This window comes from Citrobacter sp. CtB7.12 (genome assembly GCF_001297795.1).
In the GTDB taxonomy this organism is placed as follows: Bacteria; Pseudomonadota; Gammaproteobacteria; order Enterobacterales; family Enterobacteriaceae; genus Citrobacter_A; species Citrobacter_A amalonaticus.
This window is the reverse complement of sequence record NZ_LIFT01000023.1, coordinates 74,364-95,395: the sequence shown is the minus strand read 5'-3', so window position 1 is coordinate 95,395 and position 21,032 is coordinate 74,364. Positions and strand designations below refer to the sequence as shown.

Below are 21,032 nucleotides of genomic sequence, written 5' to 3'. Positions count from 1 at the left end.
CCTGTGCCGCCATAAAACACAGAACAGCGTGAGTGGCGGGGCCACTCATTCCCGCTGTCCGCGCTTTCCCGGTACCGCCGACCCGTGGTCGTCAGTTCCGTGAAACGCCCGTCCGGCGGACAATGGCGTGTTTCCTTCTGTCCTGGCTGGACGCCCTGACAACAGGAAACATGGGGGCAATGTCTTCGCTGAACGCTGCGTCAAAGCCCCCTGGGTCAACGGCGGCACACCGTCGCACGCTACGCGCGACCAGCCCCTTTAAGACGCCCGTTTTACCCGTTATTTTCCCGCCCGCGCGAAAATGCCGGAAACGTGGCTTTAAAGGGGCTGGTCTCGCCACGCCGGAATACCGGCTTAGCTGCGACGGTGTGCGGGGCTGTGCCCCCCACAAAAACCGCTGTCGTGGGCGACAGCTTTTCGCTCACTGGGGTGGCGAAATTTTTGCGGCTCCCCCCGGCCTGCTCAGTTCGCTTCGGGCGAACGTTCGCAGGTGGGCGCGGTGCCTGAAAATTAGCAGTTTCTCCGAAACTGAATTTTCTGTCCGCGCTCCACTTGCGGATTTCCCGTCTTAACAGTTTCTTCGAAACTGAAGCCGCAAATCCGCAAGCCTTAAATTCATCGTCTGTTGGTGCCTGACAGTTATGTTAATATTATTCTTTGCTGTTATCTTCATTACAAACAGTTCATGGCTTAATTTTATTTTCAGCAGGAAGTTACTGAAAGTTAGTGATTATATCAAGGTCAGCAAATCACGAGTGAAGACAGCAATACTGATACCATAGAATATATAGCACATAATAAATATCGGGGATGTTTTAAAAACCATTTTAATTGACTTCCTGTTTTTGTCTACTGAATCAAGGTCATTTAATCTTTTCTTTTGTATATCACCGCTCAGGTCGTTGTTGATATTGCTTCTTATTGTTTCGCTTATTTCCCGGAATGTTCTTCTGTCAGTCTGCTCCAGTCTGATAAAGTATAAAAAGATAAATAAAATCAGAAGTATTGCAACTAATCTCAAGGTGGGTATATCGACACTCCAGCATCCAAGTGTTGAAATAAATATCCACACCCCATGCGTATTTGCCCTTGTTCTGAACCCGGAAATATGCCTGTTGTAATATTTTATTTCATTTAAAATAATGTCATCCTTACTCAATGCCACAATCATGATCTCCTTTATAAGCCTGCTTTTATTTTGCGGTTAAAGTAAGTGATTCCGCAGAGTTTTACCAGATGACAATATCCCGGTCTGTAGAACCCTTCACAATAAATTCATCATTAATGTCATGATTCAGGAGCATTTTTATCAGAAACCCTGAATGCATCCTGATGATACCTGATGGATTTATTCACCCCACCGGCCAACAGCTCTGCACGCTGTTTCAGTTACGTGGTACGGCACGAAAGACCGGACATAAACGCCGCGTTCAGGCGTTCTTTTTCCACTTCAGATAACACGCGCACACGACCTCCGCAAACTCATCATCCCGCGTATAGAAATAGCTCTCCGGCACATGCAGCACGTCGGCTAATGCGCACACCATCTCAAACGTCGGGCGGTGAATGCCGCTTTCATACTGCGATATCCGGGAACGCGCCGTGGCCTCTTCAATACCGGCGAGGACGCCCAGCTTTTCCTGAGTCAGTTTTGCCCGGAGCCGGGCGGTTTTAAGGCGGACGGGTAACACAGGCACCCCACTAACGGTAATAGTGGCGTTATGTTTAGCATTACTTTACACTCATGTTGTTTAGAGATGCTGAACATGAAGGTTTAACTACCTTCCGGTACGATGGCATTCTGACTTTTTGCTGTAATGCTTGCGCTTTTTTTTGTTCAGGAATACTTAACATACGTGGCGTAGGACAACACAGGAGGAGTAAACGATGACTGATAACGACTGGTACTGGCATACGGAGACTGAAGGACCGGATGTGACGGATGAAATTCAGGAGATGTCCGGGGATATCATGCTGAGACGCGCCCTTGCCCGGCTCAGAAAGAAGCTCCTGCTCCTCAATGAAAACGCGGAGACCAGAGCACCTTCCTGGCTTGTGGTCAGGCTGAATCACACAATGACGCTGTCGGACCTGCGACGATTTGCCGGTGCATATGGCTGTAAAATCTCTGTGGATGTTGAGCTGCCGGACGGCACGCATTACGGCTTTGTTCTGTGAATACCACCCGTGAAAACCCCGTTTCGGGTGACATGAAACGGGGTTTGTGTTCTGGTCATGATGCGGAGTCAGAACCTGGTGACACGCTATTCGGGCGCAACGTTTCAGGATTGTTTTTCCCTTATGTTACATCTGTCTGCTGTTCGTAGCGATATGGTGGAATAAATGTTGTTCTGCTGGCGTCGAGATAGTCTGACCACCACTGCATCATTTTTGTACGTTCATCCAGATGCTCCGCTTTGTGTATATAGGCCGCGCGGACGCGGTTGCGTTCCTGATGACTCATCTGTCGCTCGACGGCATCTTTTGACCAGCGGCCAGATTCGATCAGTGCGCTACAGGCCATTGTACGAAAACCGTGCCCACAAACATCCACCTTCGTGTTATAGCCCATTGTGCGCAGAGCCTTGTTGATGGTGTTCTCACTCATCGGCTTACGTGGGTCATGGTCTCCGGGGAACAGCAGTTCGCCGTTACCGGACAACACCCTGAGCTGTTTCAGTACCGCCACGGCCTGCACTGACAGCGGGACCAGGTGAGGTGAGCGCATTTTCGCTCCCCGTCCGGAGTAACGCACACCGGGAATGGGTTCACGCTGTGCAGGAATGACCCACATGGCGTTATCAGGGTCGATCTCTGTCCAGCGGGCAAAGCGTAGCTCGCTGGAACGAATGAAGATCATAAGATTAAGCAGAACTGCCAGACGGGTTAATGATCTGCCGGAATAACCTTCAATACGCTTCAGTATGTCTGGCAGTTTTTCCAGCGGCAGCGCGGGATAGTGGTTTTTAGGTGGTGGTGTTATCGCGCCGGTGAGGTCGTTTGCCGGATTACTTTCAATGAGGCTTTCCTGTACGGCGTAACGCATGATCGCTGTGGTACGTTGTTGTATCCGTGCGGCGGTTTCGAGATTGCCTTTTTTCTCCGCGATCCGCAAGGGAGTGAGCAGGTCGGCGGTTTTCAGGTCAGCAACAGGGAGACGCCCAATCAGTGGAAAAACGTGTAATTCCAGCGAGCGCAGAACTTTTGCAGCATGCGCTTCAGCCCAGCGAAGGTTACCGGTGACCCACTTACGGGCGACATCTTCAAAGGTGCTGCCGTTCTGGCGAACCTGTTTTTCCTGCTGTTTCTTTATACCCGGATCGTTACCTGCACTGAGTATGGCTTTTGCTTCTTCGCGTAACTTACGGGCAATTGCCAGTGAGACCGCGGGATATGCACCAAAGGCAAGTTTTTTTTCTTTGCCGTTAAAGCGGTATTTGAGATACCAGAGTTTTGATGCGTTAGGTTTAATCAGCAGATACAGACCCTGTGCATCACTAAGTTTGTAAGGTTTATCAAGTGGTCTGGCATGACGAATGGCAGTATCAGTGAGAGGCATATGGGGGCTCCATTGTTTATCGAACCGATGAGCCCCCAATTAAGCCCCCAAAATCAACGGATGTCAAAAAGCCTGACAGAACTTTGCAGTACCATCAGGCTTATTTAACTTTATGATTTTGCAGTGTTTCAGGACTTATGGGGATGTCATGAAACTGAATAATGGTGCCCGGACTCGGAATCGAACCAAGGACACGGGGATTTTCAATCCCCTGCTCTACCGACTGAGCTATCCGGGCAACGGGGCGCATTAAACCGTAATCATGCACGACAGTCAACCTAATTTAGGGAAAAGCTGTTCAACTGCTTAAGTTTGCGGCAATCTGTGCGTTTCTGCGTTCAGTTTGCACAAATCTTCCAGACAGATGCGTTCTGAACAGGCAATGCTGGCAGCGAGAGGAGGGCAGTATGGCAAACGACTGGCTTGAGCTGCGACAACATGCCGATACCGGTATTGAGACAATCAAAGCCCATTTTGAAGGGCATGCATTTGACCCGCACTGGCACGATAGCTTTCTGGTCGGTATTACCCTTTCCGGTACGCAGCAATTTCACTGTCGGCGTGAGCGTCACCACAGCCAACCGGGTGATGCTTTTTTGCTGGAGCCGGGTGAGATTCATGATGGCGATGCGCCGGTGGCCGGTGGGTTTACCTATCTCACCTTTTATCTGGATGAGCAGTGGCTGACAAAAACGTTGCAGGGCCTTTATGACACCACGCCGGACAGCTATTCCCTGCATTTCAGCCGGACGCTGTCGCGTGAGCCGCAGCTGGTGCGCGCCATTGGCGAAACGTTTAACGCCTTGCATACCGAAGAGATGCGTATTGTGCAACAAAGTACGATGGATCATCTTCTTTCACAGCTCACCACTCATTGCCACTGGCGAAAGCGCCTCCCTTCGCAGATACAGAGCGCGGCGATCGCCCATCGCGCCCGGGATTATCTGTATGCGCATATGGGTGACAACATTGGCCTTTCCGATCTGGCGCGTGAGACCGGAACGGATCGTTTTACGCTGACGCGCAGCTTTAAACGCGAGTTTCACCTCGCTCCACACGCATGGTTGATTCAGCTACGGCTGGCAAAGGCACGTCAGATGCTGGCGAAGGGCGCGCTGCCGGTTAATGTCGCAGCAGCGTTGGGATTTGCCGATCAAAGCCATCTGGGGCGCTGGTTCCAGCGCGCGTATCGTATTTCGCCTGCGCATTACCGTCGCTTGTGCACAAACCTTCCAGACGTTTACAGGAAATAGCGTCACAGTCAGAAGCTCAACTAAAAAGGAGTCTGCCTGTGAGTATCGCGCCGTTTTTGCTGTTTGCGTTTGTCGCCTCTATCACCCCCGGTCCCACCAATATCCTCATCCTGGCGAACAGTCAGCATCATGGCGTGAAAGCGACACTACCTGCGTTGGTCAGCGGTTGTGTGGCGGCGAGCATGATTGTGTTGATTTCTGGGGCCGGGGCTGGGGAGATATTGCATCAACATCCGCTGGTGCGGCAGGTGATGAGCTGGGCAGGCGTAGCGTGGCTAAGCTGGATGAGCTGGCAGTTATTCAGCGCTCCGGCTACGAATCTGTCCGGAAAACCATCTCATCGCTTTACCGCGCGCGCCGCGGCGCTGCTGCAGATAGTAAACCCGAAAACGTGGATGATGGCGTTGGCGGTGGTGAGTCTGTTTGCGCCGACCGGGAGTCACGCACTGCGCGATATTGCATTGATGGCGCTGTGGTTTTTGCTCATCTCTATCGGATGTTTGCTGTGTTGGGCGTGGCTGGGAAAGGCGGTAAACCGAGTGTTTCGCACCACCGTGGCGATGGTGCGTTTTCAGCGTGTGATGGCGTTGTGTTTGTTGATCTCTGCGTGGGTGGGAGTGTTTGCTTAGGTCAGCGCCCCGCCCTGGCGGCACTGGGCAAAGCGCAGAATGTCTTCTGCCAGACGATGCGCAGTCTCCACATCCGCATGGCTGCGATTGACCAGCATACGGCTCAGACAGCCTTCCAGCACCAGTTCCATCTGTTTAGCCACCATTGCCGGATCGTCAATCTCCAGCGTGGTCAGCAGTTCGTGAGTGAAATCGTGCGCCGCGCTTTTTTGCTGATCTGCCAGTTGATGAATGGGGTGCGACGGATCGGGATAAAACGTACAGGCGGCGATAAACAGGCAGCCCGGGTAACGATTGTTACTCACGCACTCTGCCAGCGCCGTGTAGCGGGCCAGCAGCTTTTGCTCGGCACTCAGGGTGTCATCCAGCAATAGCTGGCGACGCCAGATATCCACCTGTTGGCTGAGATAGCGCAGCGCGTCATACAGAATGGCCTCTTTGTCCGGCCAGAAACGCTGCATTTCATCGAGCGGATAATCTACGCGCTCGGCCACCATCTCCAGTGTGGTGTTCGCAATCCCATGGATCTCGAGTAATTTTAGGGCTTCTCCCAGGACATCTTCACGTTGCACGGTCATTCCTCCGTCTTTACCTCTGAAAGTGTCGCTCACGGTTGGCGATCGCGCAAATGCGCACTAAACGTCGCCGCATCCATAAAGCCCGTCACCCGTGCCTGCGGGTGTTCCTGACCTTGCGTATCGAAGAACAGGATGGTTGGCAGTCCTAATACCTGCAAATGCTTCAACAGCGCCACATCCTGTGCGTTATTGGCGGTGACGTTAGCCTGTAACAGTACCGTATCGCCCAGCGCCTGTTTTACCTGTGGATGGCTGAAGGTGTACTTTTCAAACTCTTTACAGGCGACGCACCAGTCGGCGTACAGGTCCAGCATTACCGGTTTGCCTTTCGCCTCGGCCAGCGCCTGTTTGAGTTCCTCAACGCTTGCCACCGGTTTGAAGTCCAGATGTGCCTGTGTCTGGGTCACCGTCGTGCCAAACGCCCAGTCCTGGAGCGGACGCACGCTGACCAGCGCCGCCGCCAGCAGGATTATCTGCACGATGCGCATCCAGCTACGCGTTGCTTGCAGGCTGGTAATAAACGCCCAGCCAAAGAAGGCCACGCCCAGCAGCGACCACAGGCGTAAGCCCCACGTATCGCCGATGATGCGCTCCAGCAAAAAGACCGGCAGCGCGAGAATAACAAAGCCAAACGCCGTTTTGACCTGCGCCATCCACGGGCCGTTTTTCGGCAGCAGACGGTTACCAAAGACGGTGACCAGCATCAGCGGCAGCCCCATCCCTAGTGCATAGAGATACAGCGTACCGCCGCCGAGCCACAGATTCCCGCTCTGAGCGATATACAACAAAATGGCGCTCAGCGGTGCGGTGGTACACGGCGAACAAATCAGCCCGGCAATCGCGCCCATCACAAACACGCCACCCGCAGAACCGCCTTGCTGACGGTTACTCATCAGCGTGAGGCGCGTTTGCAGCGACGATGGCAGTTGCAGGGTGAACAGGCCGAACATCGACAGGGCGAGCAGGGTAAAGACCACTGCCAGGCCGATTAAGACATACGGATGCTGAAGAGCCGCCTGGAACTGCAATCCGGCGGCGGCCACCACCAGCCCCAGCGCGGTATAGGTCAGCGCCATCCCCTGTACGTAGATGAATGTCAGCAGCAGTGCGCGTCCGGTGGAAAGACGCTGTTTACCGCCCAGTACGATGCCGGAAATCAGTGGATACATCGGCAGTACGCAGGGGGTAAAAGCGATGCCAATACCGATCAGCAGCGCCCACAGGGCGGAGAAGGGGAGCTGGGCTGGCGCTTGCTCCGGCTGCGGCGGTTGCTGTATTGCTGCTGGCGCCACTGGTTTCGGCTTCGCGCTGGCGGTCACTTCACTTAGCGGCACGGTTTTACTTTCCGGCGGATAACAGAAACCCGCATCGGCACAGCCCTGATACGTGACCGTTAGCGTGGCGCCAGACTGCGCCTGGTTGACGGTAACCGGAATGGTGAGCGTATTGCGATAGATTTCGCTTTTCCCGTAGAACTCATCTTCATGCCAGACGCCCGCTGGCAGCGTCACTTCCGCGATTTCCGCCCGTGCAGGGGTAATACTGATCTGCTTGCGATACAGGTAATACCCGTCTTTCACCTGCCAGGTGAGATTAAGATCGTGTTGGTTTTGCTGAAAGTCAAAGGCAAAGGCCTGGTCAGCAGGGACAAAATTCGAGCGACCCGGCGCGTCGAAAAGTCCGGCAAAAGTCGATGTGCTGCAAAAAAGCAGGATCAGCGTAAGGATGCGTTGAGCCATGAGAGGTAATCACTGTCTCCGTGGGTAACGGGTAAAACCAGAAGCTCGGGCGTTTGATACGGGTGATGAGACTTCAGGCAATCGAGTAAGGCGTCCTGGTGTGCCACCGAGGTTTTTAAGATCATCTGGACTTCGTATTCCTGCTCCAGTTTTCCTTCCCAGTAATACAGCGAGGTGGCACCGGGAATAATCGTGGCGCAGGCCGCCAGTTTTTCTGCCAGCACTTTGGCCGCCAGATCCTGGGCGGTGGCTTCATCCGGCGCGGTACAGAGTACAACAACGGCATCGGAGAGGGCGATATCCTGACGACTCACATCATGCATAAACACCTCGAATGAACAGAATGACCGGCAAAAGAGTGGTCACTATACAACGGACGAGGGAAGGATGTTAGACAAAGGGGAGGGAAATGCGGGGCGTGAACACGCCCCGCAGGTAACACTTACAGCATGAAACTGCCCAGCAGGAAGCCGAAGCAAACCGCCAGTAACACACCCAGCGTACCAGGGATGAAGAACGGGTGGTTAAAGACAAATTTACCGATACGCGTTGTCCCGGTGTCATCCATCTGCACCGCCGCAACCAGCGTTGGGTAAGTAGGCAGAATGAACAGACCAGAAACCGCAGCGAAAGACGCAACGGCAGTCAGCGGAGAAACGTTCAGCGCCAGCGCCATCGGCATCAGTGCTTTAGCGGTTGCTGCCTGAGAGTACAGCAGTGCAGAAGCAAAGAAGAAGATGACAGCCAGCAGCCACGGATGGCCCTGAATCACTTCACCTGCAGTGTCTTTGATCCAGTCAATGTTGTGAGACACGAACGTGTCACCCAGCCATGCAACGCCCAGAATACAAATACAGGCGCTCATACCGGCTTTGAAGGTGCTGGAGTTGAGGATGGCGTCGGTTTCCACTTTGCACATGATCGTGGTCAGCGTCGCGACGCTCAGCATGATGATCAGGATAGCGTTGGTGGTGTTCATCAGCGGTTTCTCAACCAGACCGAGGCTCGGGCTGTTGATGATCGCATAAACCACTACGCACACTACGCCCAGCAGGAACAGCCAGACGGAGTTCTTCGCCATAGGTTTGATTTCGATCTGCTTCTCACCGCGCAGCTCAATCAAACCCTCTTCCAGACGTTTACGGTATACCGGATCGTCAGAGAGCCTGGAGTTGAACAGCATGGTCACGAGGAAGGACATTACCAGCACCGCCAGCAGCGTGGACGGAATGACCACAGACAGCAGGTGGATGTAGCTAATGCCATGGCCTTCCATGACCGAAGACATGTAGACGACCGCAGCAGAGATAGGCGATGCAGTGATCGCTATCTGAGCGGAAACCACCGCGGTGGAGAGCGGACGGCAAGGCTTGATGCCCTGTTCCTTCGCCACTTCAGCGATAACCGGCAGCGTTGCCAGGGAGATGTTCCCGGTGCCTGCAAAAATAGTCAGGAAATAGGTCACGATCGGTGCAAGGATCGTGATGTATTTCGGATTCCGACGCAGCAGTTTTTCTGTCTGGTTAACCAGATAGTCCAGACCGCCCGCAACCTGCATCGCGGAGATAGCAGCGATAACCGCCATGATGATGGAAATCACATCGAACGGAATGTTACCCGGTTTCACGCCGATAGCGGCAAGAACCAGAACACCCAGTCCACCTGCAAATCCAATCCCGATGCCCCCAAGTCTGGCGCCCAAAAAGATTGCCAGCAAAACAATGATAAGTTCGACAACTATCATATTAGCCTTCCTTGTTGTTTAACAAGTTGATATTAAATTGTTGTTATTTAGTAACTTCTTATAAGAAAAAAGGCACGTCATCTGACGTGCCCTCCATGGTACTACCCTGTACGATTACTGTTCGTTTTCATCAGTATAGCGTTTTGCTTTATAAGCCGGGTGCATCAGGTTCTGTGCGGAGAAAATATCGTCCAGCTCAGCTTCAGTCAACAGACCGCGCTCCAGCACCACTTCACGTACGCTCTTACCGGTTTCGGCACAAATCTTACCGACGATGTCGCCGTTGTGGTGGCCGATGAACGGGTTGAGGTAGGTGACGATGCCGATAGAGTTGTAGACATACCCTTCGCACACTTCTTTGTTAGCGGTAATACCGTTAACACATTTCTCCAGCAGGTTGTAGCAGGCGTTGCTCAGGATGTGAATCGATTCAAACATCGCCTGACCAATCACTGGCTCCATCACGTTCAGCTGCAGCTGACCGGCTTCAGACGCCATGGTGACGGTGATGTCGTTACCGATGACTTTGAAGCACACCTGGTTGACGACTTCCGGTACAACCGGGTTCACTTTCGCTGGCATGATAGAAGAGCCCGCCTGCAGTTCCGGCAGGTTGATCTCATTCAGGCCGGCACGTGGGCCAGAGGAGAGCAAGCGCAGGTCGTTACAGATTTTGGACATCTTCACCGCCAGGCGTTTCAGCGCGCCGTGTACCATCACGTAAGCGCCGCAGTCAGAGGTCGCTTCGATCAGGTCTTCAGCAGGAACGCAGGCAAAGCCAGTGACTTCCGCCAGTTTCTGTACTGCCAGCGGAGAGTACTCTTTCGGGGTATTCAGACCGGTACCGATAGCCGTTGCGCCGAGGTTAACCTCCAGCAGCAGTTCAGCGGTACGCTCGATGTTTTTCACTTCTTCTTTCAGCAGTACGCTGAAAGCACGGAATTCCTGACCCAGGGTCATCGGAACTGCATCCTGCAACTGGGTACGACCCATTTTCAGGATGTCCTGGAATTCGACAGCTTTACGCTCAAAGCCTTCACGCAGTTGGTTGATAGCATCGACCAGTTTTACGATAGAAGCGTAAACGGCGATGCGGAAACCGGTTGGGTAGGCGTCGTTAGTAGACTGACATTTGTTCACGTGGTCGTTCGGGTTCAGGTACTGATATTCACCTTTCTGGTGACCCATCAGCTCCAGCCCGATATTGGCCAGCACTTCGTTGGTATTCATGTTGACGGAGGTGCCTGCACCGCCCTGGTAAACGTCTACCGGGAACTGGTCCATGCATTTGCCGTTATTCAGGACTTCATCACATGCAGCAATGATGGCGTTCGCTACACTTTTAGGGATGGTCTGCAACTCTTTGTTTGCCAGAGCAGCGGCCTTCTTAACCATTACCATGCCGCGCACAAATTCAGGGATGTCACTGATTTTGTTGTTGCTGATGTAGAAGTTTTCAATCGCTCTCAGAGTGTGAACACCATAGTAGGCTTCGGCTGGAACTTCCCTGGTACCCAACAGATCTTCTTCGATACGAATGTTGTTTAACATGTGAACCTTCTTTATTTAAAGCTGCCAATGAATGCACTAAACACACAGAATATATGTGGTTTCGATTGTTTCTTGACCGACGATTATCCCCTACATCGGTCTGGTCAACGAGATCATATTCTGCTTCAGAAATTGTGCCGTAATCTGGATCACTTTAAGTGTGGTAAATTACTCCTTAATTATTATTTTGTGAAATAGGTCACCGCTTTAGGATTATCTCTAAAAATAAGTGTACAAATAGCTTGAAATTTTGCGAACTACCCCTACATCCGACTAATGCGAATCGCAACTATTTTCGGGCCGACGTGGGCATCACGGCGGTCGTTTGAGGAGAATCCTTTTGCGCTGGATACCGTTACTTGCAGTCTTTCTCTATGTTTATATTGAGATTTCTATCTTTATTCAGGTTGCCCATGTGATGGGTGTACTGATGACGCTCATACTGGTGATTTTCACCTCGGTCATCGGGATGTCGCTGGTACGCAACCAGGGGTTTAAGAACTTTTTGCTGATGCAGCAGAAAATGGCGGCAGGAGAGAGCCCGGCTGAAGAGATGATCAAGAGTGTTTCGCTGATCATCGCGGGTCTGTTGCTGTTGTTGCCAGGCTTTTTCACCGACTTCCTCGGTCTTCTTCTTTTATTACCACCGGTGCAGAAGCATCTGACGATGAAGCTGCTGCCGCATTTGCGTTTTTCCCGGATGCCGGGTGGCGGCTTTAGCGCCGGAACCGGCGGTGGCGACACCTTTGACGGTGAGTTCCAGCGCAAAGATGAAGAACGTGACCGTATCGAACACAAAGACGATCGTCGCGACTGATTCCCGTAGGCCCGGTAAGCGTAAGCGCCACCGGGCATTTTCGTGGAACCGGCCTATAAGTGATGTTCAACCTTTTTTCGTTGTGGCAAAAACAGCCACAGTATCGCCAACATAATCAGCGCATACAGACTCTTCCAGCCGACCATTGCCAGTAACAGAAGGCATAGTAATCCGCCCACCATTGCCAGCGCGCGATACCGCCCTTTCAACAGGCGACACCCTGCCAGCATGCACAACAGATAGATCATGATAAAGATGCCGTTGGCATAGACGATGAGCGCATCGAGATTGATCTCTAACGCATAAATGCACAGCGTACTGACTACGCAGCAGCCCAGCACGGCATTGAGCGCGTTGCGTGGAATATGACGGGAGGAGAGGCGGGCCAGATAATGGTCCGGTTTATATTGCGCCTGTGACCACACCAGACGGGCAAAACTCTGAATATAAATATTGAGGCTGGCAAAGCAGGCCAGATAACCGATCACACAGGCTACCCACAGCGCCTGAACGCCAAACAATTGCACGACAATTTCCGGTAAGGAGGCCGCCGCTGCCATCGTTTCGCCATAGGCATCAAAGTGCAGAACCACAACGGTGCAGGCCCAATAGACCGAACCGGCCAGCAGCAGACCCATCATCAGTGCGCGAGGGAAATCCCGTTCGGGGTCTTTGAATTCTGAGGCCAGATGGGCGAACGCTTCCAGACCGACGAAGCACCAGAACATCACCGACAGCGCGGAGAATAACCCCGACATTTCAATATCGGCTGGCGCAGGGAAAGGGATTTCTGCTGGTGTGAGATCGCCAGCCCACCAGATAGCGACAATCAGCGCCACGATCAGACCGGCAATCACCGTTTGCAGGTTTGCGCTGGAGCTCGCGCCGCGTGAACCGATAAACCACACCAGCGCCAGTGTACCCAGTTCGGCCAGCAATAGTTGCCAGCCGTGCCAGCCAAACATCGCCTGACCAAACCCGGCGGCAATGTGCAGCGCAGCAGGAAGACCCACGGGAATGACGGACAAAAACAGCCAGCCGGTGACCCGTTCAAGATGTGGGCCAAACGCCATGCCGACGAAATGTGCGACGCCGCCTGCGCTGGGGTAATGTCGGCCTAGCAGGGCAAACACAATCGCAACGGGAAACACCAGCACAATCAAAACTGGCCAGGCCCACAGGCTGTTGTTGCCTGCTACCAGTGCCGCCAGGGCCGGGACGGCAAACACGCCTGTTCCCAATAATGATGTCGACAACAGGCCAATACCCTGAGCCAATCCAAGCTCTTGTTTCAGTCCACTCATGAGTTGTTATCCGTTTGCGCCTGAATGCCAGGCCACTGCGCAGGTTTTCGATGTTATCACAATCAGATTTGCTTATGACGCCAGCGATTAAATAGGCGAGAAATGTGAGGTAAGTAGGGTTTTTACAGGATTTTTTGCTGATCAGAATTTTTTTTCACATTGCCCCTTGAAGGGGCAAAAACCCATCCCCATCTCTCTGGTCACTAGCCGGGAACCTTAGCGGGCCGGCGTCACCCATAACTGATAATGACTTTCTCAAAGGAGAGCTATCAATGAGTATTCGTCCGTTACATGATCGCGTGATCGTTAAACGTAAAGAAGTTGAGTCCAAATCTGCTGGCGGCATCGTTCTGACCGGTTCTGCAGCGGGTAAATCAACTCGTGGCGAAATCATCGCTGTCGGTAAGGGTCGCATCCTGGATAACGGTACCGTGCAACCGCTGGACGTGAAAGTCGGCGACATCGTGATTTTCAACGATGGTTACGGTGTGAAATCTGAGAAGATCGACAATGAAGAAGTGTTGATCATGTCTGAAAGCGACATCCTGGCAATTGTTGAAGCGTAATCCGCGAACGACACTGAACATACGAATTTAAGGGAAAGAGAAAATGGCAGCTAAAGACGTAAAATTCGGTAACGACGCTCGTGTGAAAATGCTGCGCGGCGTAAACGTACTGGCAGACGCAGTGAAAGTCACCCTCGGTCCGAAAGGCCGTAACGTCGTTCTGGACAAATCCTTCGGCGCACCGACCATCACTAAAGATGGTGTTTCCGTAGCACGTGAAATCGAACTGGAAGACAAGTTCGAAAACATGGGCGCGCAGATGGTGAAAGAAGTCGCCTCTAAAGCGAATGACGCAGCAGGCGACGGTACCACCACTGCGACCGTACTGGCTCAGTCCATCATCACCGAAGGTCTGAAAGCCGTTGCTGCGGGTATGAACCCGATGGACCTGAAGCGTGGTATCGACAAAGCGGTTGCGGCTGCGGTTGAAGAACTGAAAGCGCTGTCCGTACCGTGCTCCGACTCTAAAGCCATTGCTCAGGTGGGTACCATCTCTGCTAACTCCGACGAAACCGTAGGTAAACTGATCGCAGAAGCGATGGACAAAGTCGGTAAAGAAGGCGTGATTACCGTGGAAGACGGTACCGGTCTGCAGGACGAACTGGACGTCGTTGAAGGTATGCAGTTCGACCGTGGCTACCTGTCACCGTACTTCATCAACAAGCCGGAAACTGGTGCAGTAGAACTGGAAAGCCCGTTCATCCTGCTGGCTGACAAGAAAATCTCCAACATCCGCGAAATGCTGCCGGTTCTGGAAGCCGTTGCGAAAGCAGGCAAACCGCTGCTGATCATCGCTGAAGATGTGGAAGGCGAAGCGCTGGCAACGCTGGTGGTTAACACCATGCGCGGCATCGTGAAAGTGGCTGCGGTTAAAGCTCCTGGTTTCGGCGATCGTCGTAAAGCGATGCTGCAGGATATCGCGACTCTGACTGGCGGTACCGTGATCTCTGAAGAGATCGGTATGGAGCTGGAAAAAGCAACGCTGGAAGACCTGGGTCAGGCAAAACGCGTTGTGATCAACAAAGACACCACCACCATCATCGATGGCGTGGGTGACGAAGCGGCAATCCAGGGTCGTGTGACTCAGATTCGTCAGCAGATCGAAGAAGCCACCTCCGACTACGACCGCGAAAAACTGCAGGAGCGCGTAGCGAAACTGGCAGGCGGCGTGGCAGTCATCAAAGTTGGTGCTGCGACTGAAGTTGAAATGAAAGAGAAAAAAGCCCGCGTTGAAGATGCCCTGCACGCGACCCGTGCTGCGGTAGAAGAAGGCGTGGTTGCCGGTGGTGGCGTGGCGCTGATTCGCGTAGCCTCCAAAATCGCTGGCCTGAAAGGTCAGAACGAAGATCAGAACGTCGGTATCAAAGTTGCGCTGCGCGCAATGGAATCTCCGCTGCGTCAGATCGTTCTGAACTGCGGCGAAGAACCGTCTGTTGTCGCTAACACCGTGAAAGCGGGCGATGGCAACTACGGTTACAACGCAGCGACCGAAGAATACGGCAACATGATCGATATGGGTATCCTGGATCCAACCAAAGTCACCCGTTCTGCTCTGCAGTACGCGGCTTCTGTGGCTGGCCTGATGATTACCACCGAGTGCATGGTAACCGACCTGCCGAAAGGCGACGCGCCTGACTTAGGTGCTGCTGGTGGTATGGGCGGCATGGGTGGTATGGGCGGCATGATGTAATCGCCTACACCCTGCATCCTTCAGGCTGCAGGGTGTTTATCTCCCAGAAATGAGAAACCCTCGGGCAGAAATGTTCGGGGGTTTTTCTTTTGGTCATCTTTTTAGTATAAGATTCAGTGACGGACAAAACGTCCAGCTCATTGATTATGGGGAATAACATGCACGTGAAATATTTAGCAGGGATCGTCGGTGCCGCGCTACTGATGGCGGGTTGTAGCTCCAGCAACGAACTGAGTTCCGCAGGGCAAAGTGTTCGCTTTGTGGAAGAGAAGCCAGGCGCTGAATGTCAGTTGATTGGCACGGCCACCGGGAAGCAAAGCAACTGGCTTTCAGGTCAGCACGGTGAAGAAGGCGGTTCTATGCGTGGTGCGGCAAATGACCTGCGCAACCAGGCAGCAGCGATGGGCGGCAACGTGATTTATGGCGTCAGCAGCCCGAGCCAGGGCATGTTATCCAGCTTTGTCCCGACGGCCAGTGAGATGATTGGCCAGGTTTATAAGTGCCCTAATTGATTACACTTCATCCTTCAACCAGCCTCTTTGTTGGCTGCGCTGTGAAACCCCAGTCACATAGTTATCTATGCTCCTGGGGATTTCTTCGCTTGCCGCCGCGATTCTGATTGAATGATTTTGTGTAATGACTCGAAGTTATGTCGTAGGCCTGATAAGCGCAGCGCCATCAGGCGTGCTGTGTTGCGGCGTTAACGGACTGAACCCGTAAATGATGTAGCGCGCGCAGGCATTGCTCCTGGGTCAGCGTCTGCGCTTTATCCGCCGTCAGCGTTCTGACAAAAGCCTGACACGATTTACCTGCCAGTTTTTTCAGCCTCGGGCTAAAGTCGAGTACACGACGGGAAATGGCTTCCGCCTCTTTACTACCCGATGGAACGCGGGTTTTCACGACAGCGCCGCAGAACCGTTCCTTTCCTGTTTCATCCGTAAAACGATAAAGTACCGCAAGATAATGCGTGAAAAGCGCGTGTTTCCACTCTGACTGCGTGTAGGCGTCGTATTCCAGTCGCTCATGGTCCAGACAGTCCGCATCGTACAGCGGCAAAAAATCCAGCAACGAGGAGATCCTCAGTGCCAGTTCCCGCATACCCGCGTTCTCTATCGCCCGAATAATGGCATACACCAAAGTATCAATCTGCAATTCGTTCACCCGCAGGTCGCAGGTTGTGCCATCGTGAAGCGTGAAGGTCAGTGTGATGTTGTCACCACTCGCGTCAGTTAAGGCGACGGCGGTGACACGGCGATGAATATCCGCATGTCGAAGTTCGTTTTCCACCATCGCGGGAATGTTTTCCTGCATTTTCTTGCTGATAGCATCGCGCGTTTTTTCGTAGTGCTGACGTTCGGCAGCGTTCAGTTGCTGTTTCTGGTACAGACGACTTTCCACGGCAATCAGCAGATCGCGTAATTCCAGCGCAGGTAGAAAAAACAGCGATTCCTTGTTCCTTAGCTCTTTAATTTTCAGCGCCAGCGCGATGAATTCGTTCGCTTTACGAATAACACCCGTATTCACTCCTTTGATACTGATAGCCATAACGGTTCTCCCTCACCAATAATAAATTCAGCGATTAGTTGCGACTTATACATATGATTTTTAAATATATAGTTCGCAAGGTGTCGCTAAAATAGCATACAGAATGGGGGAATCCGGGGTTTTGGTGACAGGTGTCCGGATACGGACACCTGATTGCGAGGTTATTGTTGACGCAGTTGTAAATCCAGTGGCGTTTTACTCGGTTCGCCGCCAATTTCCCGCGCCAGTTTGGGCACCATATAACCCGAGACCAGGGTGAGCAGTTCACGCACAATCTGGCGCGCGTCATCATCCGTCACCATGAAATGCGCCGCCCCTTGCACTTTATCCAGCACGTGCAGGTAATAGGGCATGACGCCCGCATCAAACAGCGCATTACTGAGGGTCGCCAGCGTCTGCGCGTTATCATTGACGCCACGCAACAGGACGCTCTGATTAAGCAGCGTAACGCCTGCGATGCGTAGTTTCGCCATTGCTTTTCGAAACGCGTCATCCACCTCGTTAGCGTGGTTAATGTGATTCACCAGCAGGATCTGCAGCGAAGAACGGGTGAAGCGGGCAACCAGCCCCTCCGTAATCCTCGCAGGGATGACGATGGGCAGGCGACTGTGAATACGCAGACGTTTGATATGGGGAATGGCTTCCAGTTGTGTGAGCAGCCAGTCCAGCTCATGATCTTTGGCCATCAGCGGATCGCCGCCGGAGAAAATGATCTCATCCAGCTCGGTGTGCGCGCTAATGTAGTCCAGCGCCGTCTGCCAGTTTCGCTTATTTCCCTGATTTTCGGCGTACGGAAAGTGGCGACGGAAGCAATAGCGACAATTTACCGCACAGCCGCCTTTCACCAGCAGCAGCGCCCGGTTACGGTATTTATGCAGCAGTCCCGGTACGACGCTATGCTGTTCTTCCAGCGGATCGGTGGAGAAACCCGGCGCGGTAATAAACTCATCTTCGGAGGTAAGTACCTGACGTAAAAGCGGATCGTCAGGATTGCCTTTTTCCATACGTGCGATAAATGCACGCGGCACGCGCAGGGCGAACAGCCGTTTGGCGTCGCGTCCAGCCAACAGTTTTTCATCTGCGTCTATATTCAAAAGACGCAGGAGTTCATCGGGATTGGTCACAACATCGGCAAGTTGCGATAACCAATCTTCTCTGGATGGGGTATTTAGGGTTACAATATGCGCCATTTTGTGGCTTAGCTACCAGTTAACAATTTTCAGAGGGCCTTATGGCAACGTACTATAGCAACGATTTTCGTGCTGGTCTTAAAATCATGTTGGACGGCGAACCTTATGCGGTTGAAGCCAGCGAATTCGTTAAACCAGGTAAAGGTCAGGCTTTTGCGCGCGTGAAACTGCGTCGCCTGCTGACCGGTACTCGCGTTGAGAAAACCTTCAAGTCGACTGACTCTGCTGAAGGCGCTGACGTTGTAGATATGAACCTGACTTACCTGTACAACGACGGCGAGTTCTGGCACTTCATGAACAACGAAACCTTCGAGCAGCTTTCCGCAGATGCTAAAGCGATTGGCGATAGCGGAAAATGGTTGCTGGATCAGGCTGAGTGCATCGTGACCCTGTGGAACGGTCAGCCTATCTCCGTGACGCCGCCGAACTTTGTTGAACTGGAAATCGTTGATACCGATCCGGGTCTGAAAGGCGATACCGCTGGTACAGGTGGCAAGCCGGCAACGCTGTCTACTGGCGCCGTAGTTAAAGTGCCTCTGTTCGTTCAGATTGGCGAAGTGATTAAAGTGGATACGCGTTCAGGCGAATACGTTTCCCGCGTTAAATAATCCGCGCGTTTAGCTCATTATGGTGCAGCAGCTTTGCTGCGCCATTGTTTATCCAGGGCAGGAATGATGAAACGTCTTCTCGGTCTTGTAACACTGATTCTTCTCACCACCTCGATGCTGGCGGGCTGCAATACCGCGCGCGGCTTTGGTGAGGATATTAAGCACCTCGGCAATTCCATTTCTCACGCGGCCAGTTAATTTTCTTCTCATCGTCCTAAAAAGCGTCTATCTCCCGGCATTGTTCGGGATCTTGTCTATGATTAAGTGGCACTACACAAATAACATTGGCTAGAAAAGGAAGACGTTATGGTTAAAAAGACAATTGCAGCGATCTTTTCTGTGTTAGTACTTTCCTCCGTGTTGACTGCGTGTAACACCACACGTGGTGTGGGCGAAGACATCTCCGACGGCGGCAACGCTATTTCAGGCGCAGCAACCAAAGCTCAGCAGTAACGGTGAAAACGGTACGGCAGTGTTGTCGTGCCGTTAATTTTTCAGCTCGGCTGGCGCAAGAAACGGCGAAAAGCGATTATCCATGTGTAACTTCATGCGGATATTGCGTTTGTAGGTGTACACCGTTTTGCCATGAATACTGAGCGCACAGGCAATCGCGTTGTTACTCGCCCCCTCCATCCACATCGTCAGTACTTTCTCTTCCTGAGGTGTAAGCAGCGTCGAGGCATTGCCGGGCGCTTCCGATACCGAGCCGCTCAGCAGGGCGTTGTGGATATTTTCAGCCAGTATCGCCAGAGAGACCTGCTTGGTTAATGATGCACAGACAGGATAGCGCTGCGTCTCTACCATCACGCCTCCTGACTCCAGTAATATCAACGGACTGCTGCCACAGGCGAGGAAAAATGGGGCAATGGACTCGGCCGACAGGGTGTCGTTGAGAAACCCGTATAAGTCCGCAATAACCAGGTGAGGTTTCCACTGTTGGATGTGCTCTTTAACCAGTAAGAGATTATTGAGCCCAGAGACCAGAAACGACGTATTAAAGAGTTCGGAATGATTAAGCCATGCCTCGATCCCTGTGCGGGTGAAGTGGCAACGGTCAATCACTAATATTTTCAACATAGCGTTTTCGCATTCAGAAGTAAGGCAAATGGCTTCCTGACTTCAGAAAGCGTCCCATCATAGAGAAGTCGGATGAGTGCTGAATGCGCAAAATACGCAGCGAAATGCGCCTAATTCAAGCTTTTAGGTGCGGAAAGATAAAAATGTTGAAATTCACCGCCGCTCGGGCAAGAATGTTTTTTCCACCTTCAGCTTTGCAGGACGACCTGCGAACGCTTCTTTCATCGGGGACGGCCCCATTTCTCTGGAGCCTGATATGTCCTGGATAATCTTATTAATCGCCGGTCTGCTTGAAGTCGTTTGGGCGGTGGGGCTGAAATATACCCACGGTTTTAGTCGCCTGACACCGAGTATCATCACCATTGCTGCGATGATCGTCAGTATGGCGCTCCTTGCGTGGGCGATGAAAACGCTACCCGTGGGTACCGCGTATGCCGTGTGGACAGGGATTGGCGCCGTCGGTGCCGCCATCACCGGTATTCTGCTGCTGGGCGAATCGGCCAATCCCATGCGTCTGGCAAGTCTGGCGTTAATCGTTGTCGGTATTATTGGTCTGAAATTAAGCACCCACTAATCGCCGGGCTGCTTCACCCAGATAAGTTTATTGACATCAAACCCTTCCCGGGTCGCGACGGCCAGCATCTGCTGCTTCATTTCGTCAGAAATGGTTGGCGTGCGGGCGAGTATCCACAAGTAGTCGCGATCCGGGCCGCAGACCAGCGCGTGTCGGTACTCTCTGTCGAGCGCGATAACGTTATACCCGCCGTAGAAAGGCCCAAAGAACGAAACCTTCAGCGCTGCGCGGCTTGGGTCACCGGTAAAATAGGCTTTTCCTTCACTTTGCTGCCATCTGTTCCTGTCCGGATTCCAGCCTTTATTGATGACAGTAAGGCCACCGTCATCGCGCTGGCTATAAGTCGCCGTGACCTTCTCCAGTCCGCGTTCAAAGCGATGATCAAAGCGGGCAATTTCGTACCAGGTTCCGAGGTAGCGTTTGGCATCGAAGTTATTCACCACGGTAACGCCCTGTGGCGGGGTTGGGGTACTACAGGAGACCACCAGAAACGCAGCGGTTACAGCGGCAACGATGGGGAGCAGGCGCATAGTTTTATCCTTAGGGTGTTTTTTCCTAAGTGTAGAACCTGGCGGGGGAAATAATGGCGGGAATGATAAAAACGCCCT

24 protein-coding genes and 1 tRNA gene are annotated in these 21,032 nt (G+C 52.6%); 11 read left to right on the top strand and 14 right to left on the bottom strand.

The features are described from left to right. Positions 1-730: 730 nt before the first annotated feature. A complete protein-coding gene (locus AOY24_RS20780) occupies positions 731-1,165 on the bottom strand; it encodes a hypothetical protein (protein ID WP_200906167.1) in 435 nt (144 codons plus the stop codon). Between the two features lie 265 nt (positions 1,166-1,430). Next, a complete protein-coding gene (locus AOY24_RS20775) occupies positions 1,431-1,691 on the bottom strand; it encodes a helix-turn-helix domain-containing protein (RefSeq protein ID WP_054177271.1) in 261 nt (86 codons plus the stop codon). A 196-nt stretch (positions 1,692-1,887) separates the two neighbouring features. Here AOY24_RS20775 and AOY24_RS20770 point away from each other — a divergent pair, with 196 nt between their 5' ends. Beyond that, positions 1,888-2,178 (top strand): hypothetical protein, encoded by a 291-nt coding sequence (locus AOY24_RS20770; RefSeq protein WP_054177270.1) that lies wholly within the window; start codon positions 1,888-1,890, stop codon positions 2,176-2,178. A gap of 121 nt (positions 2,179-2,299) precedes the next feature. On the opposite strand, the gene AOY24_RS20765 is transcribed toward AOY24_RS20770, so the two are convergent. Both AOY24_RS20765 and AOY24_RS20760 read right to left on the bottom strand, forming a co-directional pair. After that, a complete protein-coding gene (locus AOY24_RS20765) occupies positions 2,300-3,559 on the bottom strand; it encodes an integrase arm-type DNA-binding domain-containing protein (RefSeq protein WP_054177269.1) in 1,260 nt (419 codons plus the stop codon). 162 nt (positions 3,560-3,721) lie between these two features. Beyond that, positions 3,722-3,797: transfer RNA gene (locus tag AOY24_RS20760), tRNA-Phe, on the bottom strand. A gap of 169 nt (positions 3,798-3,966) precedes the next feature. Between AOY24_RS20760 and AOY24_RS20755 the strand changes: the two genes are divergently transcribed. Then, positions 3,967-4,812, top strand: a complete 846-nt coding sequence (locus AOY24_RS20755; RefSeq protein WP_054177268.1) for an AraC family transcriptional regulator — start codon at positions 3,967-3,969, stop codon at positions 4,810-4,812. Positions 4,813-4,850: 38 nt separating this feature from the next. Next, positions 4,851-5,441: a LysE family translocator gene (locus AOY24_RS20750; protein ID WP_044257255.1), complete on the top strand. Its 591-nt coding sequence runs from the start codon at positions 4,851-4,853 to the stop codon at positions 5,439-5,441. Here AOY24_RS20750 and AOY24_RS20745 read toward each other — a convergent pair. The 5 genes from AOY24_RS20745 to aspA form a co-directional block, all read right to left on the bottom strand. Continuing rightward, positions 5,438-6,013: a transcriptional regulator gene (locus AOY24_RS20745; RefSeq protein ID WP_043001810.1), complete on the bottom strand. Its 576-nt coding sequence runs from the start codon at positions 6,011-6,013 to the stop codon at positions 5,438-5,440. The two genes, AOY24_RS20750 and AOY24_RS20745, sit on opposite strands and share 4 nt — an antisense overlap. 35 nt (positions 6,014-6,048) lie before the next feature. After that, positions 6,049-7,758: a protein-disulfide reductase DsbD gene (locus tag AOY24_RS20740; RefSeq protein WP_054177267.1), complete on the bottom strand. Its 1,710-nt coding sequence runs from the start codon at positions 7,756-7,758 to the stop codon at positions 6,049-6,051. Further along, positions 7,734-8,081 carry a divalent cation tolerance protein CutA gene (gene cutA, locus AOY24_RS20735; protein ID WP_044257253.1) on the bottom strand — a complete coding sequence of 116 codons (348 nt, stop codon included), beginning with the start codon at positions 8,079-8,081 and terminating at the stop codon, positions 7,734-7,736. The genes AOY24_RS20740 and cutA overlap by 25 nt, the downstream gene beginning before the upstream one ends. Before the next feature lie 119 nt (positions 8,082-8,200). Beyond that, positions 8,201-9,502 carry an anaerobic C4-dicarboxylate transporter DcuA gene (gene dcuA, locus AOY24_RS20730; protein WP_042999157.1) on the bottom strand — a complete coding sequence of 434 codons (1,302 nt, stop codon included), beginning with the start codon at positions 9,500-9,502 and terminating at the stop codon, positions 8,201-8,203. A 114-nt stretch (positions 9,503-9,616) separates the two neighbouring features. Beyond that, positions 9,617-11,053 carry an aspartate ammonia-lyase gene (gene aspA, locus AOY24_RS20725; RefSeq protein WP_042999158.1) on the bottom strand — a complete coding sequence of 479 codons (1,437 nt, stop codon included), beginning with the start codon at positions 11,051-11,053 and terminating at the stop codon, positions 9,617-9,619. Positions 11,054-11,393: 340 nt separating this feature from the next. Here aspA and AOY24_RS20720 point away from each other — a divergent pair, with 340 nt between their 5' ends. Beyond that, complete coding sequence (locus tag AOY24_RS20720) at positions 11,394-11,870, top strand: FxsA family protein (protein WP_042999159.1); 477 nt, start codon at positions 11,394-11,396, stop codon at positions 11,868-11,870. 53 nt (positions 11,871-11,923) lie between these two features. On the opposite strand, the gene yjeH is transcribed toward AOY24_RS20720, so the two are convergent. Further along, positions 11,924-13,174, bottom strand: coding sequence for an L-methionine/branched-chain amino acid transporter (gene yjeH / locus AOY24_RS20715; protein WP_042999160.1), 1,251 nt, complete (start codon positions 13,172-13,174; stop codon positions 11,924-11,926). Between the two features lie 272 nt (positions 13,175-13,446). Here yjeH and AOY24_RS20710 point away from each other — a divergent pair, with 272 nt between their 5' ends. The 3 genes from AOY24_RS20710 (at position 13,447) to AOY24_RS20700 (ending at position 15,942) form a co-directional block, all read left to right on the top strand. Next, positions 13,447-13,740 carry a co-chaperone GroES gene (locus tag AOY24_RS20710; RefSeq protein ID WP_000027827.1) on the top strand — a complete coding sequence of 98 codons (294 nt, stop codon included), beginning with the start codon at positions 13,447-13,449 and terminating at the stop codon, positions 13,738-13,740. 43 nt (positions 13,741-13,783) lie between these two features. After that, positions 13,784-15,430 carry a chaperonin GroEL gene (gene groL, locus AOY24_RS20705; protein ID WP_003025464.1) on the top strand — a complete coding sequence of 549 codons (1,647 nt, stop codon included), beginning with the start codon at positions 13,784-13,786 and terminating at the stop codon, positions 15,428-15,430. A 158-nt stretch (positions 15,431-15,588) separates the two neighbouring features. Further along, positions 15,589-15,942: a DUF4156 domain-containing protein gene (locus tag AOY24_RS20700; RefSeq protein WP_042999161.1), complete on the top strand. Its 354-nt coding sequence runs from the start codon at positions 15,589-15,591 to the stop codon at positions 15,940-15,942. Positions 15,943-16,108: 166 nt separating this feature from the next. On the opposite strand, the gene yjeJ is transcribed toward AOY24_RS20700, so the two are convergent. Together yjeJ and epmB are read right to left on the bottom strand one after the other, a co-directional pair. After that, complete coding sequence (gene yjeJ / locus AOY24_RS20695) at positions 16,109-16,975, bottom strand: YjeJ family protein (RefSeq protein WP_054177266.1); 867 nt, start codon at positions 16,973-16,975, stop codon at positions 16,109-16,111. Positions 16,976-17,136: 161 nt separating this feature from the next. Then, positions 17,137-18,165, bottom strand: a complete 1,029-nt coding sequence (gene epmB / locus AOY24_RS20690) for an EF-P beta-lysylation protein EpmB (RefSeq protein WP_054177265.1) — start codon at positions 18,163-18,165, stop codon at positions 17,137-17,139. A gap of 41 nt (positions 18,166-18,206) precedes the next feature. On the opposite strand from epmB, the gene efp reads away from it, so the two are divergent. The 3 genes from efp to ecnB all read left to right on the top strand — a co-directional run bounded on the left by efp (position 18,207) and on the right by ecnB (position 19,226). Beyond that, a complete protein-coding gene (efp, locus tag AOY24_RS20685) occupies positions 18,207-18,773 on the top strand; it encodes an elongation factor P (protein ID WP_042999164.1) in 567 nt (188 codons plus the stop codon). A 63-nt stretch (positions 18,774-18,836) separates the two neighbouring features. After that, positions 18,837-18,971 carry an entericidin A/B family lipoprotein gene (locus AOY24_RS20680; protein ID WP_054177264.1) on the top strand — a complete coding sequence of 45 codons (135 nt, stop codon included), beginning with the start codon at positions 18,837-18,839 and terminating at the stop codon, positions 18,969-18,971. Positions 18,972-19,079: 108 nt separating this feature from the next. After that, positions 19,080-19,226 (top strand): lipoprotein toxin entericidin B, encoded by a 147-nt coding sequence (ecnB, locus tag AOY24_RS20675; protein WP_042999166.1) that lies wholly within the window; start codon positions 19,080-19,082, stop codon positions 19,224-19,226. A gap of 33 nt (positions 19,227-19,259) precedes the next feature. Here the strand turns inward: ecnB and AOY24_RS20670 are convergent, their stop codons facing one another. Then, positions 19,260-19,850 carry a LuxR C-terminal-related transcriptional regulator gene (locus tag AOY24_RS20670; RefSeq protein WP_042999167.1) on the bottom strand — a complete coding sequence of 197 codons (591 nt, stop codon included), beginning with the start codon at positions 19,848-19,850 and terminating at the stop codon, positions 19,260-19,262. 256 nt (positions 19,851-20,106) lie between these two features. Here AOY24_RS20670 and sugE point away from each other — a divergent pair, with 256 nt between their 5' ends. Then, positions 20,107-20,424 (top strand): quaternary ammonium compound efflux SMR transporter SugE, encoded by a 318-nt coding sequence (gene sugE / locus AOY24_RS20665; protein ID WP_042321373.1) that lies wholly within the window; start codon positions 20,107-20,109, stop codon positions 20,422-20,424. On the opposite strand, the gene AOY24_RS20660 is transcribed toward sugE, so the two are convergent. After that, complete coding sequence (locus AOY24_RS20660) at positions 20,421-20,954, bottom strand: lipocalin family protein (RefSeq protein ID WP_042999168.1); 534 nt, start codon at positions 20,952-20,954, stop codon at positions 20,421-20,423. The two genes, sugE and AOY24_RS20660, sit on opposite strands and share 4 nt — an antisense overlap. Between the last annotated feature and the right edge of the window lie 78 nt (positions 20,955-21,032).

Coding starts and splice junctions, on each gene's coding strand:
- AOY24_RS20770 (WP_054177270.1), top strand. CDS start 1,888: ATGACTGATAACGACTGGTACTGGCATACGGAGACTGAAGGACCGGAT.
- AOY24_RS20765 (WP_054177269.1), bottom strand. CDS start 3,559: ATGCCTCTCACTGATACTGCCATTCGTCATGCCAGACCACTTGATAAA.
- AOY24_RS20755 (WP_054177268.1), top strand. CDS start 3,967: ATGGCAAACGACTGGCTTGAGCTGCGACAACATGCCGATACCGGTATT.
- AOY24_RS20740 (WP_054177267.1), bottom strand. CDS start 7,758: ATGGCTCAACGCATCCTTACGCTGATCCTGCTTTTTTGCAGCACATCG.
- cutA (WP_044257253.1), bottom strand. CDS start 8,081: ATGCATGATGTGAGTCGTCAGGATATCGCCCTCTCCGATGCCGTTGTT.
- dcuA (WP_042999157.1), bottom strand. CDS start 9,502: ATGATAGTTGTCGAACTTATCATTGTTTTGCTGGCAATCTTTTTGGGC.
- aspA (WP_042999158.1), bottom strand. CDS start 11,053: ATGTTAAACAACATTCGTATCGAAGAAGATCTGTTGGGTACCAGGGAA.
- yjeH (WP_042999160.1), bottom strand. CDS start 13,174: ATGAGTGGACTGAAACAAGAGCTTGGATTGGCTCAGGGTATTGGCCTG.
- AOY24_RS20710 (WP_000027827.1), top strand. CDS start 13,447: ATGAGTATTCGTCCGTTACATGATCGCGTGATCGTTAAACGTAAAGAA.
- groL (WP_003025464.1), top strand. CDS start 13,784: ATGGCAGCTAAAGACGTAAAATTCGGTAACGACGCTCGTGTGAAAATG.
- AOY24_RS20700 (WP_042999161.1), top strand. CDS start 15,589: ATGCACGTGAAATATTTAGCAGGGATCGTCGGTGCCGCGCTACTGATG.
- yjeJ (WP_054177266.1), bottom strand. CDS start 16,975: ATGGCTATCAGTATCAAAGGAGTGAATACGGGTGTTATTCGTAAAGCG.
- epmB (WP_054177265.1), bottom strand. CDS start 18,165: ATGGCGCATATTGTAACCCTAAATACCCCATCCAGAGAAGATTGGTTA.
- efp (WP_042999164.1), top strand. CDS start 18,207: ATGGCAACGTACTATAGCAACGATTTTCGTGCTGGTCTTAAAATCATG.
- AOY24_RS20680 (WP_054177264.1), top strand. CDS start 18,837: ATGATGAAACGTCTTCTCGGTCTTGTAACACTGATTCTTCTCACCACC.
- ecnB (WP_042999166.1), top strand. CDS start 19,080: ATGGTTAAAAAGACAATTGCAGCGATCTTTTCTGTGTTAGTACTTTCC.
- AOY24_RS20670 (WP_042999167.1), bottom strand. CDS start 19,850: ATGTTGAAAATATTAGTGATTGACCGTTGCCACTTCACCCGCACAGGG.
- sugE (WP_042321373.1), top strand. CDS start 20,107: ATGTCCTGGATAATCTTATTAATCGCCGGTCTGCTTGAAGTCGTTTGG.
- AOY24_RS20660 (WP_042999168.1), bottom strand. CDS start 20,954: ATGCGCCTGCTCCCCATCGTTGCCGCTGTAACCGCTGCGTTTCTGGTG.